14 protein-coding genes are annotated in these 13,730 nt (G+C 59.6%); 2 read left to right on the plus strand and 12 right to left on the minus strand.

Annotated features, from left to right (window positions below; translation table 11 throughout):
• The coding region (locus EN964_RS08990) for a formylmethanofuran dehydrogenase subunit C (RefSeq protein WP_245490637.1) at positions 1-828 on the plus strand (828 nt) is incomplete at its 5' end.
• Between the two features lie 102 nt (positions 829-930).
• The gene (gene fghA, locus EN964_RS08995) at positions 931-1,761 is read left to right on the plus strand and encodes an S-formylglutathione hydrolase (RefSeq protein WP_127269460.1); all 831 of its coding nucleotides are present in this window, start codon (positions 931-933) and stop codon (positions 1,759-1,761) included.
• A gap of 330 nt (positions 1,762-2,091) precedes the next feature.
• Here the strand turns inward: fghA and EN964_RS09005 are convergent, their stop codons facing one another.
• The 12 genes from EN964_RS09005 to EN964_RS09055 all read right to left on the minus strand — a co-directional run bounded on the left by EN964_RS09005 (position 2,092) and on the right by EN964_RS09055 (position 13,575).
• Positions 2,092-2,925 carry a DUF3037 domain-containing protein gene (locus EN964_RS09005; RefSeq protein ID WP_164748676.1) on the minus strand — a complete coding sequence of 278 codons (834 nt, stop codon included), beginning with the start codon at positions 2,923-2,925 and terminating at the stop codon, positions 2,092-2,094.
• A complete protein-coding gene (locus tag EN964_RS09010) occupies positions 2,909-3,676 on the minus strand; it encodes a HipA family kinase (RefSeq protein WP_127269462.1) in 768 nt (255 codons plus the stop codon). The genes EN964_RS09005 and EN964_RS09010 overlap by 17 nt, the downstream gene beginning before the upstream one ends.
• Positions 3,677-3,892: 216 nt before the next feature.
• The gene (locus EN964_RS37610; RefSeq protein ID WP_164775765.1) at positions 3,893-4,057 is read right to left on the minus strand and encodes a hypothetical protein; all 165 of its coding nucleotides are present in this window, start codon (positions 4,055-4,057) and stop codon (positions 3,893-3,895) included.
• 285 nt (positions 4,058-4,342) lie between these two features.
• Positions 4,343-8,125 (minus strand): vitamin B12-dependent ribonucleotide reductase, encoded by a 3,783-nt coding sequence (locus EN964_RS09015; RefSeq protein WP_127272269.1) that lies wholly within the window; start codon positions 8,123-8,125, stop codon positions 4,343-4,345.
• Positions 8,126-8,725: 600 nt separating this feature from the next.
• On the minus strand, positions 8,726-9,037 hold the full coding sequence (locus EN964_RS09020; RefSeq protein WP_127268764.1) for a PilZ domain-containing protein: 312 nt from the start codon (positions 9,035-9,037) through the stop codon (positions 8,726-8,728).
• A 235-nt stretch (positions 9,038-9,272) separates the two neighbouring features.
• The gene (locus EN964_RS09025; RefSeq protein ID WP_127268765.1) at positions 9,273-9,761 is read right to left on the minus strand and encodes an NUDIX hydrolase; all 489 of its coding nucleotides are present in this window, start codon (positions 9,759-9,761) and stop codon (positions 9,273-9,275) included.
• 212 nt (positions 9,762-9,973) lie between these two features.
• Complete coding sequence (gene gpt / locus EN964_RS09030) at positions 9,974-10,474, minus strand: xanthine phosphoribosyltransferase (protein ID WP_006200882.1); 501 nt, start codon at positions 10,472-10,474, stop codon at positions 9,974-9,976.
• Positions 10,475-10,606: 132 nt separating this feature from the next.
• Positions 10,607-11,440, minus strand: a complete 834-nt coding sequence (locus EN964_RS09035) for a universal stress protein (RefSeq protein WP_127272270.1) — start codon at positions 11,438-11,440, stop codon at positions 10,607-10,609.
• Positions 11,441-11,521: 81 nt separating this feature from the next.
• On the minus strand, positions 11,522-12,265 hold the full coding sequence (locus EN964_RS09040; protein WP_127271427.1) for a competence/damage-inducible protein A: 744 nt from the start codon (positions 12,263-12,265) through the stop codon (positions 11,522-11,524).
• Positions 12,266-12,692: 427 nt separating this feature from the next.
• Positions 12,693-12,923 carry a hypothetical protein gene (locus tag EN964_RS39365; protein ID WP_164754462.1) on the minus strand — a complete coding sequence of 77 codons (231 nt, stop codon included), beginning with the start codon at positions 12,921-12,923 and terminating at the stop codon, positions 12,693-12,695.
• Positions 12,924-13,026: 103 nt separating this feature from the next.
• Positions 13,027-13,266, minus strand: a complete 240-nt coding sequence (locus EN964_RS09050) for a DUF2188 domain-containing protein (protein ID WP_013532013.1) — start codon at positions 13,264-13,266, stop codon at positions 13,027-13,029.
• 30 nt (positions 13,267-13,296) lie between these two features.
• Positions 13,297-13,575: a DUF982 domain-containing protein gene (locus EN964_RS09055; protein WP_013532012.1), complete on the minus strand. Its 279-nt coding sequence runs from the start codon at positions 13,573-13,575 to the stop codon at positions 13,297-13,299.
• Positions 13,576-13,730: the final 155 nt, after the last annotated feature.

Consider the following 13,730-nt stretch of genomic DNA (forward strand, 5'->3'; position numbering starts at 1 on the left):
GCTGAAGGATATGCTGCCATGAAGGCGCTGACCTTCACCCTGGTTGCCGAGCCGCCGGAGCGCCTTGACCTATCGCCGCTGACGCCGGAGCGGCTGGCCGGGATCGAAAGGCGCGACGTCGAAAGAATCCAGATCGGCATGTCGAAACACGGATCGAAGGTGGGCGACATTTTTCGCGTCGCCGGCAGCGATCCGACAAACATCGTGTTCGAAGGCGGAAGCACGCGCCTTGACCTTGTGGCGCAAGGCATGCGGGGTGGGTCGGTTCGCCTCGTTGGCAATGCGGGCGCCCAGGCCGGGCGCGCCATGCGCGGTGGGGAGCTCACGATCGAAGGCAATGCGGGTCCATACGCCGGCTCCGGCATGCGTGGCGGCAGGCTTGAGATAACAGGCAATGCCGGCGACCACCTCGGTGCGCCGCTCGTCGGGGAACTGGCCGGCATGAACGGCGGTGTGTTGATCGTCAGGGGCAAGGCGGGCGCCTTCGCTGCGGACCGCATGCGGCGCGGCCTGATCGCGGTGCTGAAAGGCTCCGGCGACCACGCCGGCAGCCGCATGATCGCCGGCACCTTGGTGGTGGCCGGTGGCACCGGCGAGATGCCCGGCTATCTGATGCGTCGCGGTTCGATCCTTCTCGATCGCACGCCGGCACGCATGTCGCCGAGCTTCGTCGAATGTGGCGCACCCGAGAGCGTTTTCGCCGCCATCATCGATCGTCATCTGATCGCCGAGGGCATTTTGAAACGGCCGCTTCTGGGGAGCGCACCGCGCAAATATGGCGGGGATAACGCAGTGCTCGGAATGGGCGAGGTTCTTTTTCCGCGCTGAGATCCGTCGACACAGGAACCATAGGATGGCAGGACGCAAGTGCTTGCCGCTGGGTGGCAGTGGTGGCGCCGACCGTCATCCGACCCGCAACGTGGAGAACACATGAAAATCATCTCTCAAACGAAAGCCCATGGCGGCGTGCAGGGCGTCTATTCCCATTTGTCGACGAGTTGCCGTTGCGACATGACTTTTGCCGTTTTCAAACCTCCGCAGGCGCGGGAGGCGCCTTGTCCCGTTGTGTGGTATCTCTCAGGCCTGACGTGCACCCACGCCAATGTAATGGACAAGGGCGAGTACAGGCGCATGGCCGCCGAGCTTGGCCTGATCGTCGTCTGTCCCGACACCAGCCCGCGCGGCGCCGACATTCCGGATGAAAAAGACAACTGGCAGTTCGGCTCCGGCGCCGGCTTCTATCTCGATGCGACGCAAGAGCCTTATGCGAAGAACTATCGCATGTATTCCTATGTCACCGAGGAGTTGCCGGCTCTCATCGCGGCTGAATTTCCAGCCGATATGGCGCGCCAGGCAATCTTTGGCCATTCGATGGGCGGGCATGGCGCGCTGACGATTGCCTTGAAGAATCCGCAACGTTTCAAGAGCTGCTCGGCGTTCGCCCCGATCGCCCAGCCAAGCACCGCCGGCTGGTCGAGACCGGCTTTTGAGAAATATCTCGGGAAGGATGAGGCTTCGTGGCGAACCTGCGACGCGACGTCGCTCATCGACGACGGATACCGTTTCCCCGAATTCTTGGTCGATCAGGGAACGTCGGACGGATTTCTTGACGACGGGCTGAGGCCTTGGCTGCTTGAAGCGGCCTGCGCCAAAGCAGGTATTCCGCTAAAGCTGCGGATGCAGGATGGATACGATCACTCGTATCTTTTCATCTCCAGCTTCATGGACGACCATCTGAGATGGCATGCTGAGAGGCTTTGATCTGGGCAGGCCGAAGGCATGGCCAGATGCAAACAACTCATTGAATTCGACGCCTTACACCGAGGGGCTGAAAGCACTGGGCAGCCCCGACGAGATCCCGGGTCCGCCGTGCGGTTGACCGGGATAAACGCCTGACGGCATCCAGTATTTCGAGGTGCGGCAGGTGAGGGGCGCAAGCTGCTGTTCGTCCGCATCGGCCAGGACGAACCGTTGTTTGACGAGCAGACGTTGCGGGTGTCGCCGGCTGGCTAAGAGCCAAAGGTAAGAGCCAAATCAGACTGAGCAGATGGCTGGACGAGTCGCAATTGCGTTAAACAATTAGCCGACTAACTAACTCCGCCAAAGTGATTTATGACCTGCGGCGTTCAAAATTATATCGAGATATCGGGCCTTATCCTCGCGACTTTCCATATTGAACGATTCAATTGCTTCCCTTTGAGCTATCTTGAGCGCAGGGCCGACTGCTCTTTCTACCAAGGTGGTGGCAGAAAAAACTAAGTAACAATTAATCCCTACATTGGACAGCGTGTCTTTTGCATGTTGAAAGGTTACGCTAGCTAAAGCGGCATTCTTAATTTCAGCGGATCCCGCGTGATCAGAGTTAGTAAAGTCTATGGTCTCAGTCGCATGATATCTAGAGTTCTTCAGCATGAAGTCGATATGAAGCTTCCCAGATGGGCCAACCGGAAGATTGGCCACAACACGATGCCTATCGATATCGTGAATATCTCCACTAAAGACGTCGTATTCCTTGAATATCTTGCGAAGGTCTTTGGATAGTTTGCTGCCGGCTTTCTTCTTGGCCGATTGCCCTTTTGGTTTCTCAATATATTCGGAGTTTATGTCCGATATTCTTTGCTCGTATTGATTGTCTGAATCGATCGTAAACCACCCAATCTCTGAAAGTGTATAGCCCGTAGCCTTCGAAAGTCGAGCCACTCGAGAGTCCAATTCGATTGATGGATCGTCAGACTCCCTGAGGTGCGTCGCAATCCACTCAACCGCCCGCGAACTGACATTGAAATAGTTCAACAACTGGGGAGAAGCGTTCAATCTCACATCAAGGCGATCGGACTTGAACACGACTAGGCCTACGTTCAAAACGTCGCCACGGTGCGCGAATGGCACCAAGCGAATTAGAGCGTAGTTAAAGATATGCACCACTGCGGATTCCTTCGTCCACTTCGTCGATTTGGCGTCCAAATTCCGGACTCAAGATTCTAGCTATCAGCGAAGTTCGTGCATTTTTTGACAACCAATCCGTTGGTAGCCCTATCATTGCATTGTCGCAGATAAGCGCACGACCTTTATGAAACCGGTCCAGGAACGATCTGGCAAATTCCACAGAGAAACCGTGTACTTTCCGTATCTTTTTACCGACCTGCACCGTCGGCATGCCTTGAGCAAGCCCAACTATGGCATTGTCATTCAAGATTGTTGAGCTGCCGAAGTCAATTATGTGCAGATTGGCGATCTCTTGACCGTCAATCAAGCCCGCCCGCTGGAACAGAAAATTGTGATCGTGCCGATCAGGATTGTAGATCAACTGATCAAAAGCATAGGTGGCTGAAAGCAAGTTGCGGATGCCTGGCACGTTGAGATTGCCGGGACCATCAAGAAGCAGCATGCTGGCTTCTAGGTCGCTCATGCAATGCGTGATCGCTTGTGAGCCGAATACAAGGGCTCCGCTTGGAGTCTGAAGCACCTTCATCGGAGGAACGGGTAGATTCAGAGACCTTGCGAACGACGTGCATATCCACTCAGTGGCGCAAACCTCGACCTCTCCGCCCATCCCTTTAACAAAATACCTCAATCCGTCGTCACAGAGCGCCACACCAGTTTGATGCACCGTAGTCTGACGGGGATTTGGCTTGTACTCAGTTATTCTGAGGGGAATGAATTCCAATTGCATCATAGGTTGGCATCCAGTGTCCCAAAAATCCCCCTGTCATAGTACCGCCCTACTCGGCGAACCCTGAAGTCACTTCGAATCAATTAAATTCTAATTGAATACTGGAAAAAGTCCATAAAATCAACATGGTGGCATTCATTGACAAAAGAACACCACATGCAGCTTTCTTGGGCAAAGTTGTTTGCCGGCCGCAGTCGAGCGACGGACAAACTCAAGGTGTTATCTTCTGCTCGGCGGCTCGTTCTTGGTGTCTCCGAAGCCGGGCTTGGGCACACGCTCGACTGTGGTTGTGTTCGGCCGGCGCTCTGCTTCCTTCACAGGAATGAATTGGCCGCTCTTCGAGCTTCGTCCAATGTCGAAAGTCTTGCGTTCGTTGGTGGTCATTTAGGTATCTTTCTTCTGGAGTTGCCTGAGCTACCTCGACTCCGAGAACCGACTCCCCATATGATACCTTTGCACAGGAGATGGGATTTCGGTCTCGTCGCCCCGCGTGGGCTCCGGCTTATTCGCGGTACCAAAGCCGGCCCAGTTTGGGTCGGCTTTGGTGTTTCTGGCACAAGTGCGCGATCTAAATTTTTTAGATGAGTTTCCTCTTTTGTTCCTTTTACCATTTCGGCCCAATCTTACGACCGGGCCGATGATGTTGCGTTTTAGCGCTTCAGACTTTCCTCAGCTGCACCCGCTGGTCGAACCGCACGTATCGCACTTCTCACAAGTCCCGTTCCGCACCATAGTGAAATTCTGGCACTCGGAGCAGGAATTGCCGGTGTAGCCCTGGAGCAGCGATTTGGCGCGGCGGTCGTTGGCGAGTTTCTTCGCTTCGGCCGCCTCAACGGCCGCAACGTCGGTGAACAATCCCGCCGTGGTATCGGAAGCAGCACCCACCGCCTCCTCGAAGGCGATGTCCTCGGCCAGTTCCTTTGCCCGCTCCTCATAGTCGCGTTTGTAGGCGACCGCTTCGTCGCTGGCGGGTTTCAGCGCCAGCACGTTGGAGCCGGAGAACGCGGTCGGTGCCGAGCGGGCAGGGGCGCCCGACGGGGCCGCAAAGCCTTTCGGATCGTTGCCGCTGACGCGCGACACCAGCTTCACCGGCGATGCGCCACGAGTCAGGCCCTTGGAAACCGCATCGGTCTTGCCTTCGCTGATGCCACGGCCAAGTGCGGTGTTGGAAAAGTCCGACTGGTCGACATGGGCGAGGTCGTTGCGCCCGAGATAGGAGATCGCCAGTTCGCGGAACACGTAGTCGAGGATCGATGTCGCGCTCTTGATGGCATCGTTGCCCTGCACCATGCCGGCCGGCTCGAACTTGGTGAAGGTGAAGGCGTGCACATATTCGTCGAGCGGCACGCCATATTGCAGGCCGAGCGAAATGGCGATGGCGAAGTTGTTGAGAAGGCCACGCAAGGTCGCGCCTTCCTTGTTCATGTCGATGAAGATCTCGCCGAGACGGCCATCGTCATATTCGCCGGTGCGCAGGAAGATGGTGTTGCCACCGATCTTGGCCTTCTGCGTGTAACCCTTGCGGCGGCCGGGCAGCTTTTCCTGCTCGCGCGACACGCGCTCGATGATGCGCTCGACGATCCGCTCGGTGATCTGTGCGGCACGTGCTGCCGCAGGTGCGGCGAGCAGCTGCTCGACGGCTTCGTCCTCGTCGTCCTCGCCATCGGCGAGCAGCGAGGAGTTGAGCGGCTGCGACAGCTTCGAGCCGTCGCGGTAGAGCGCGTTGGCCTTCAGCGCCAGCTTCCACGACAGCATGTAGGCGCCCTTGGCGTCTTCCACCGTCGCATCGTTGGGCATGTTGATGGTCTTGGAGATGGCGCCGGAAATGAAGGGCTGTGCAGCCGCCATCATCTGGATGTGGCTGTTGATGGACAGCGAGCGCTTGCCGATCTTGCCGCACGGGCTGGCGCAGTCGAAAACCGCCAGGTGTTCGGCCTTGAGGAACGGCGCGCCTTCCAGCGTCATCGCACCGCAGACGTGGATGTTGGCGGCCTCGATATCTTTCCGGGAGAAGCCGAGCGCCGGCAGGATCTCGAACGAGAAATCGTTGAGCTGCTCGTCGGTGAAGCCGAAATTCTCCTTCACCCAGTCGGCGCCGAGCGTCCACTGATTGAAGACGAACTTGATGTCGAAGGCCGACTTCAAGGCTGCGTTGAGCGCGGCGATCTTGTCGTCGGTGAAGCCCTTGGCCTTGAGCGCGCCGGGGTTGATGGCCGGCGCCTGGTTGAGGTTGCCGTGGCCGACCGCATAGGCCTCCATCTCGGCGATCTGGGCTTCGGAATAGCCGAGCGTGCGCAGCGCTTCCGGCACGGCGCGGTTGATGATCTTGAAATAGCCGCCGCCGGCCAGCTTCTTGAACTTCACCAGCGCGAAGTCGGGCTCGATGCCGGTGGTGTCGCAATCCATGACCAGGCCGATCGTGCCGGTCGGCGCGATGACGGTCGCCTGTGCATTGCGGTAGCCATGCTCCTCGCCGAGCTCGATGGCGCGGTCCCAGGCAGCCTTGGCGTGGGTCGCAAGGTCCTGCTGCTTCAGGTCGGAAGCGACCAGCGGCACGGGATTGACGGCAAGCTTCTCGTAGCCCTGCTTCTCGCCATAGGCGGCACGGCGATGGTTGCGCATGACCCGCAGCATGTTCTGCGCATTGCGGTCGTAGTCGGCGAAGGCGCCGAGTTCGCCGGCCATCTCGGCCGAGGTGGCATAGGCGACACCGGTCATGATTGCGGTGAGTGCGGCGCAGATGGCGCGGCCTTCATCGGAATCGTAGGGAATGCCCGACGTCATCAGCAGGCCGCCAATATTCGCATAGCCGAGGCCGAGCGTGCGGTATTCGTAGGACTGCTTGGCGATCTCCTTCGACGGGAACTGCGCCATCATGACCGAGATTTCGAGAACGATGGTCCACAGCCGCACGGTGTGCTCGTAGGCTGCGATGTCGATCGTGCCGTCGGCGTTGCGGTAGGGCAGCAGATTGATCGAGGCGAGATTGCAGGCCGTGTCGTCGAGGAACATGTATTCGGAGCACGGGTTGGACGCCCGGATCGCACCGGCCGATGCGCAGGTGTGCCAGTCGTTCATCGTCGTGTTGAAATGCAGGCCGGGATCCGCGGACGCCCAGGCGGCATAGCCGATCTTTTCCCAGAGGTCGCGAGCCTTCAGCGTCTTCAGCACCTTGCCGTCCTTGCGGGCGGTCAGGTGCCAGTCGGCATCGTCCTCGACGGCGCGCAGGAAATTGTCCTTCAGCGACACCGAATTGTTGGAGTTCTGGCCCGAAACCGTGAGGTAGGCATCCGAATCCCAGTCTGTGTCGTAGGTCTTGAACGACATCGAGCTATAGCCCTGCTTGGCGAACTGGATGACGCGGTAGATGTAGTTCTCCGGCACGGCGGATTTCTTGGCCGCCTTGATCTCGCGCTTCAGGGCGGAGTTGATCGACGGATCGAAGCAGTCGTCGCCATTGCCTTCGCAGTTGACGCAGGCCTTCATGATCGCTTCGAGATGCTTCTTGACGATCTTCGAGCCAGTCACCAGCGAGGCGACCTTCTGCTCTTCATTGACCTTCCAGTCGATGAATTCCTCGATATCGGGGTGGTCGGCGTCGACGATGACCATTTTGGCGGCGCGGCGCGTGGTGCCGCCCGACTTGATGGCGCCCGCCGCACGGTCGCCGATCTTGAGGAAGCTCATCAGGCCCGACGAGCGGCCGCCGCCCGACAGCTTTTCGCCTTCGCCGCGCAGCAGCGAGAAGTTGGAGCCGGTGCCGGAGCCGTATTTGAACAGGCGCGCTTCACGCACCCACAGGTCCATGATGCCGCCCTCGTTGACGAGATCGTCCTGCACGCCCTGGATGAAGCAGGCATGCGGCTGCGGATGCTCGTAGGAGGATTTCGACTTGGTCAGCTTGCCGGTGAACGGGTCGACATAGAAGTGGCCCTGGCTCGGGCCGTCGATGCCATAGGCCCAGTGCAGGCCGGTGTTGAACCATTGCGGCGAGTTCGGCGCGACGCGCTGGGTGGCCAGCATATAGGCAAGCTCGTCGCGGAAGGCGCGCGCGTCTTCCTCCGACCCCTTGAAGTAGCCGCCCTTCCAGCCCCAGTAAGTCCAGGTGCCGGCAAGCCGGTCGAAGACCTGACGTGCGTCGATCTCGGAACCGTAGCGCTCGGCTTCCGGCAGCTTCGCCAGTTCCGCCTCATCGGCGACGGAGCGCCACAGGAAGGAGGGGACGTCGTTCTCTTCGATCTTCTTCAGGCGCGCCGGCACACCGGCCTTGCGGAAATATTTCTGCGCCAGGATATCGGCTGCGACCTGGGAGAACTGCGCCGGCACGTCGATATTGTCCAAGCGGAACACCACCGAACCATCCGGATTCTTAATCTCCGAAAGCGCCTTGCGGAATTCGATCTCCGCATAGGCAGATTGTCCTGGCTTGGTGAAACGACGCTCGATGCGCATTGGTCCGGTCCCTTTTGTCTATATATAGCGCTTTCCTCCAGGGATTTCTGCCCCCGATGCGAAACGCGCATGTCCGCCGTCTGCCGGGCGTTCGAAAACGGCCGGCTCTCCATTTTCGCGGTCTCCGCCGGCCCTGCTGGTCAAACTCCTTGCGAAGCGCCTGCCCAACGCGCCGACGAACCCGCGGGTCCCTCAAAACTGATTTTTTCCGATTCCCTCGGTCGAGGGAAATTCACACTATCTAGCGTCGAACCTACCTGCAAACACTAAATATAGTATTAACAGACAATTTATTCAAGCCCGACAATTGTCCCTATCGTCCCCAACCGCCCCACAATCCCAACGCTTCCGCCGGCCTCGTAAACAGGCGGAAATGCGAGCAAAAACGCACATAATCCGGGAAAAAAGACCGGGCTCAGAACTTTCCGGTCGCACTCTCAACAGGAGCACATGGCCTATAAAAGGCGACTCGTTTTGCGCCGTCAAGGATTCGTTTGCGTAGCTTTTGTGACCCCAACATCTTGTGTGTCACATATGTGGATAACGGGGATAGAATGCAGGCGCGGATCACGATTTTCCGCGCGCAAGCTTGCCCGGGCGTCAGCCGTAATGCAGCCGGGGCTTTGGCTCGGTGCCGGTGAACTGCACCCCGATACGGTCGTTGCGACGCCAGCGGACCTCGCACCGATAGGCAATGCCGTCGAGCGGCACATAGAGAAGGAACCGATCTGGGACCCGGGCTTCGAGCGGTATCTTCAGTTCGGCGCCGCCTTCGTGCTGGTTGCGCAGCGTGCAACCGACTTCCGAATTCGAAATTCCGGTGATGATCGACCCACCCTTGAGCACGCGCGGACGATGCTCGCGCTGGGGGTCGTCGGACTCGTTTGGAATTGGATTTGCGGGATTCGCCATCGATCAAAAATACCAGAGCTGCCGAATCCTACCCTTGATTCCTTAGCAAAGCATTCATGTCGAAGCGCGGCAACGCGTGTCTAAAGCGTGTCGCGCTTGAACGGATTCAAGCGACCCGCTTTAGGTCCTTGCTTTTATGCATGTCGTTCTCCCAAAACCGAGGTCACTTTTGGGCGACATGCATTAGCCTTTGCAAGCCAGTCCCGTTTTGCAAAGAGAGCGGTGTGGCCGCCCGTCAGGAGAAGCTGTGCGGGTCGGCGCAGAAATAGGCGATGATCTGGCAAAGGTCGGGTTCGTTGACCATGCGCACCGCTTCGCTCGCACGGACCCATTTGCGGGTGCGTGAGTGTTTTTCCTTCCAGCGGTCCGCGACTTTGTCGACATGCAGTGGAAACACCAGGACCTCGCACGGCACTTCTTCGCCGGAAGCCAGGACCTTGGCGTAGAAGTAACGGCCGGCTTCAAGATGAGAGACACGGCCGCGCAGCCCGGCCTCCTCGCCGGCTTCGCGCGCCGCGGCCTCGCAGAGCGGCTCCCTGGCCTCTGGCCAGCCCTTGGGCAAAACCCAGCGGCCAGTATCGCGGCTGGTGATCAGCATGATTTCGACGCCGTCTCCCGCGTCGCGCCAGGGCAGGGCGGCAACCTGCAGGCGGCACGGCGCCGTGCCGAAGAGCCGTCGGACCCTTTCGGCCAGATGATTGTGTGTCGTTGGCCTCGTCAACATCGAAGAAGCTAGCCCCAGCCTCCGGAATCGTTTGCCGTCTCACGAATCTTACGGCTAATTGTCGGCAATAAAAGTAAAAAATTTCATTCGCCTGGCCGATTTCCGCCAATAGACGTCGATTTCGCTAAATATCCGGCCCTGCCGGACCTGTTTGCGAAAGCAATCATGCCCGGGTGCAAGCTGCTGGTCTGTAACAGGCAGGTAGTTGCGAATCAGCCGGCGTGGTCGTCGGCGATCGGCTTCTGGTAGGTGAAGCCCATGTCCCACGGGAAATAGATCCAGGTGTCCTGGCTGACTTCGGTGACGAAAGTATCGACCAGCGGCCGGCCTTTCGGCTTGGCATAGACGGTGGCGAAATGCGCCTTGGGCATCATCGCGCGCACGATGCCGGCCGTCTTGCCGGTGTCGGTCAGGTCGTCGATGATCAGCACGCCGGCGCCGTCGTCGGCGAGCAGGGCAGGGGTGATCTCCTTGAGGACCTGCAACTGCCCCTGGCTGGTATAGTCGTGATAGGAGGCGACGCAGACCGTCTCGATGACGCGGATGCCGAGTTCACGCGAGATGATCGCCGCGGGGACCAGCCCGCCTCGCGTAATGCAGACGATCGCTTTCCATTGTCCCTTGTTGGCGCCGGCAAGCCGCCAGGCGAGCGCCCGGGCGTCGCGATGGAATTGGTCCCAGGAGACCGGAAAGGCTTTTTCGGGAAGGGACATGTCGCGCACTCCACAGCACGCGGGGATCGCGCGCAGGAAAACAGGGGAATGCGCGCGGAATTAGCTGGAAAGCCCCCATCTTGGCAAGAGCAAGGGCCTTGGCAAAGGCAAGGGCCAGCGATCGCTGTGGACCTACCGCGACAGGAAGGCTGCCACCGGCGCAGTGCGCAGCACGCTGCGCGTCACGCCGCCGAACAGAAGCTGACGCAGCCATGAATGGCTGTAGGCGCCGAGCACCAGCAGATCGGCGCCGGTTTCCGCGATTCTGGTCTGGATGATGTCATCGACCGAATTGCCGCCCGACTGCTGCACCGAGACGCTGACGGTGGCGCCGTGGCGCGACAGCGCCGACGCGATTTCGGCGCCGGCGGCCTCCGGGCTGTCGTCGAGCGTTTCAGGAGGGTCGATAACCAATATGTCAGTCTTCTCGGCTTCGATGATGAAGGGCAGCGCGTCGAAGGCGGCCCGCGCCGCTTCCTTGCTGCCGTTCCAGGCGAGCAAGACGCGTTTGAAGGTGGTGATCAGCGGACCCTCGTGCGGCACCACCAGCACCGGCCGGCCGGCATCGTAGACCAGCGTGTCCACGTCCGCGCTGGAATCGCCGCCCGTTTCGCGCTGCGCCGCTATGATCAGGTCGGCGGCCCGCACGCTCGAAATCCCGGTCAGCGCGCTGTCACCCGAAAAGCTCTCAAGGCTTCGCCACTCGAAGGAAAGACCGGAATCCTCGATATGTCTGAGAAACAGCGCCTTTAATTTCTCGGCCCGTTCCCGGTTCATATCTGCCGAAACCTGCAGGAATTCGGTGTCCGGAAAGCCTGTGGCCGAGGTGTACGGCACGGGAAGTGTTTCGGCATGGATGCCGACCAGATGGCTCTGGAACCGGGTGGCGAGCGGAATGGCGCAGTCGAGCACGCGCTCGGCGTCCTGCTCGTTCTGCAGAATGGCGACGATGGTTTTGAATCGCATGACAATCCCTCGATTTACGAGCTGGCGAACTCGTGCCGGGGAAACGTTGCAGCGTCGTGCTTTGTTCCGGTCTGGACCAGATCAGCCGGGATTGCTGGCGAAGCCGGCGACCATCGCCTCGACGTCGGCGCGGGCGGCGTCCAGCGCCTCCTGGCTGCGGGCACGCACGACCAGCTCGGTCCAGAACTTGCCGTCGCCATATTTCGGGTAGGAGCCGATGATCGTATCGGGATGCGCTTTCTGGATATCACCCAACGGCCCGCCGATGAGGCCTTCGCCGAACGGGCAGGGCACGGTCGCCGAAAGCATCTTCGTGCCGGCCTTCAGCGTCGGCACGACATTGTCGAGCATGGCCTGGAAAATCGATGGCACGCCGGCCATGACGTGGACGTTGCCGATGCGGAAGCCAGGTGCGACCGACACCGGATTGTCGATGAGATCGGCGCCGCGCGGCATCCGCGCCATGCGCTTGCGGGCCTGCGTATATTCGATGCCACGCGCGGCATAGCTTGCTTCCAGCATCGCATAGGCCCGGGCATCGTATTCGCAAGGCACGCCAAAAGCCTTGGATATGGAATCGGCCGTGATGTCGTCATGCGTCGGACCGATGCCGCCGGTGGTGAACACATAGGTGTAACGGCTGCGCACGGCATTCACCGCGGCGATGATCTCGTCTTCCTCGTCAGGGACGACACGCACTTCCTTCAGGTCGATGCCGATCGCCGTCATGATGTCGGCGAGATGGCCGATGTTCTTGTCCTTGGTTCGGCCGGACAGAATCTCATCGCCAATGACGAGCATGGCGGCGGTCACGATTTCAGGCATGGAAGGCTCCGGCAAGGCGTGTGGCCTGGGAAGGCGAGTGATCTGAGATAGCGCGGCGCGACGGTAGCCGCAATGTCATCTTCGCGCCGCCAAGGCGAGCCGATGACGTCAAGGATCTAGGTTCGAACCGTTCGAGGGAATAGGGCACATGCAGCAATTCGTCGTCCCGGAGCGAACCGCCGCGTTCATCGAGCGCATCGCCGGCCGGGCTTTGCTGGTCAGGGGCCTCACCTGAGCCTCACGACAATTTCAAGGAACCATTCGGCTGACTACCGGGTTTTATGAGTGTCGCACCAAGGCGGCTAAGATACGGAGTGATTCAATGGTTACAAAAATTCTCGCAGCATCTGTTCTGACGATCGGTCTCGCAACATCGGCGATGGCGCAGTCACTGGACGACAGGTATTCCAACAATCGCGACTGGTGGCTATTCGGCAACAACGATCAGACAACTGTCGATCCCTATACCACGGGAAGCATCAGTGACGGCTCCGGGTTGAACACCCAAGGCAATACCGGCGCGATAGGCCCATGTGCCCACAACACGCCAGGCCCGGACGCTAACGCTGGGCAAAACGTCAACGATCAGTATTGCGGCAAATAGCCAGAACGCGATTTCCGAAAAGCGGATACCGATTTTCTGGAAAGCCATGTTCAAGGGCTAGTCCGCAAGGCCAATCGCTGGCCGCTGGCGCGTCCTCTCTCGGACGGCGCTGCGGTCGGCGCCTGCCGGACCGCTCAACATCAACGGCGAAAGCGAATTAATCTGACACTTCTGTCTGCGGCCGGTCGCGGCCGTCGGCCAGTTCTTCGTGCCATTTGCCTTCGGCGTCCTCATACTGGATGCCGTCGGTCGCTCCGGCGACCTGCTGCTCGGCCGAGGCGATTTCGGCCGCACGCAATGCGTCCTGATGCGTGGGGAACGTCTCGGAAAAGGTCGCTCCGACCTTGTAGGCCCAGCCGCCGTCATGTTCGACGATCTTGTAAGTCAGCTTCGCCATGGAAAACCTCCGGTTGAAAGGTCCGTCTGCTCAATGCAGCCGGTCGTCGGGCAGTCTGTCGTCGGGCACCAGCACCTCCGATTCCTTGGCGGCTTCAATCAGCGCCCGGCGCGCATCCGCTGTCGAACGATAACCTTCCAGCACTTTGAGGCAAGTGTCGAGGGCATCACGATGGCGCGGGCCGCGATTGAGCGGCCACACCGTCATCAGGCATTCCGCGGCCTCCTGGGCGCTGCGGATGTGGCGATATTTGCCGACGTGGCCAAGTTCGACGACGACCGGCACTTCAAAAGGTTTGTTGTCCATCATGGCCGCAACGCAAAGCAGCCAATTTGGTTGCAACCATGGCCGTCAGCCTGCGCCCAAACGTCTCAGAGGCTGTTTGAAGGCTCTACACCTGCGGTCTGCGCCGCAACCGGCAAGAATGCCCCTGAACAGGTTTCCTCCCAAGCCCAGCCACGCCC

It is taken from the genome of Mesorhizobium sp. M7A.F.Ca.CA.001.10.2.1 (assembly GCF_003998575.1).
Taxonomy (GTDB): Bacteria; Pseudomonadota; Alphaproteobacteria; order Rhizobiales; family Rhizobiaceae; genus Mesorhizobium.

What these genes read in the sequence shown, in the direction of transcription:
- fghA (WP_127269460.1), top strand. Translation starts at nt 931, where the DNA reads ATGAAAATCATCTCTCAAACGAAAGCCCATGGCGGCGTGCAGGGCGTC.
- EN964_RS09010 (WP_127269462.1), bottom strand. Translation starts at nt 3,676, where the DNA reads ATGATGCAATTGGAATTCATTCCCCTCAGAATAACTGAGTACAAGCCA.
- EN964_RS37610 (WP_164775765.1), bottom strand. Translation starts at nt 4,057, where the DNA reads ATGACCACCAACGAACGCAAGACTTTCGACATTGGACGAAGCTCGAAG.
- EN964_RS09015 (WP_127272269.1), bottom strand. Translation starts at nt 8,125, where the DNA reads ATGCGCATCGAGCGTCGTTTCACCAAGCCAGGACAATCTGCCTATGCG.
- EN964_RS09020 (WP_127268764.1), bottom strand. Translation starts at nt 9,037, where the DNA reads ATGGCGAATCCCGCAAATCCAATTCCAAACGAGTCCGACGACCCCCAG.
- EN964_RS09025 (WP_127268765.1), bottom strand. Translation starts at nt 9,761, where the DNA reads ATGTTGACGAGGCCAACGACACACAATCATCTGGCCGAAAGGGTCCGA.
- gpt (WP_006200882.1), bottom strand. Translation starts at nt 10,474, where the DNA reads ATGTCCCTTCCCGAAAAAGCCTTTCCGGTCTCCTGGGACCAATTCCAT.
- EN964_RS09035 (WP_127272270.1), bottom strand. Translation starts at nt 11,440, where the DNA reads ATGCGATTCAAAACCATCGTCGCCATTCTGCAGAACGAGCAGGACGCC.
- EN964_RS09040 (WP_127271427.1), bottom strand. Translation starts at nt 12,265, where the DNA reads ATGCCTGAAATCGTGACCGCCGCCATGCTCGTCATTGGCGATGAGATT.
- EN964_RS09050 (WP_013532013.1), bottom strand. Translation starts at nt 13,266, where the DNA reads ATGGCGAAGCTGACTTACAAGATCGTCGAACATGACGGCGGCTGGGCC.
- EN964_RS09055 (WP_013532012.1), bottom strand. Translation starts at nt 13,575, where the DNA reads ATGATGGACAACAAACCTTTTGAAGTGCCGGTCGTCGTCGAACTTGGC.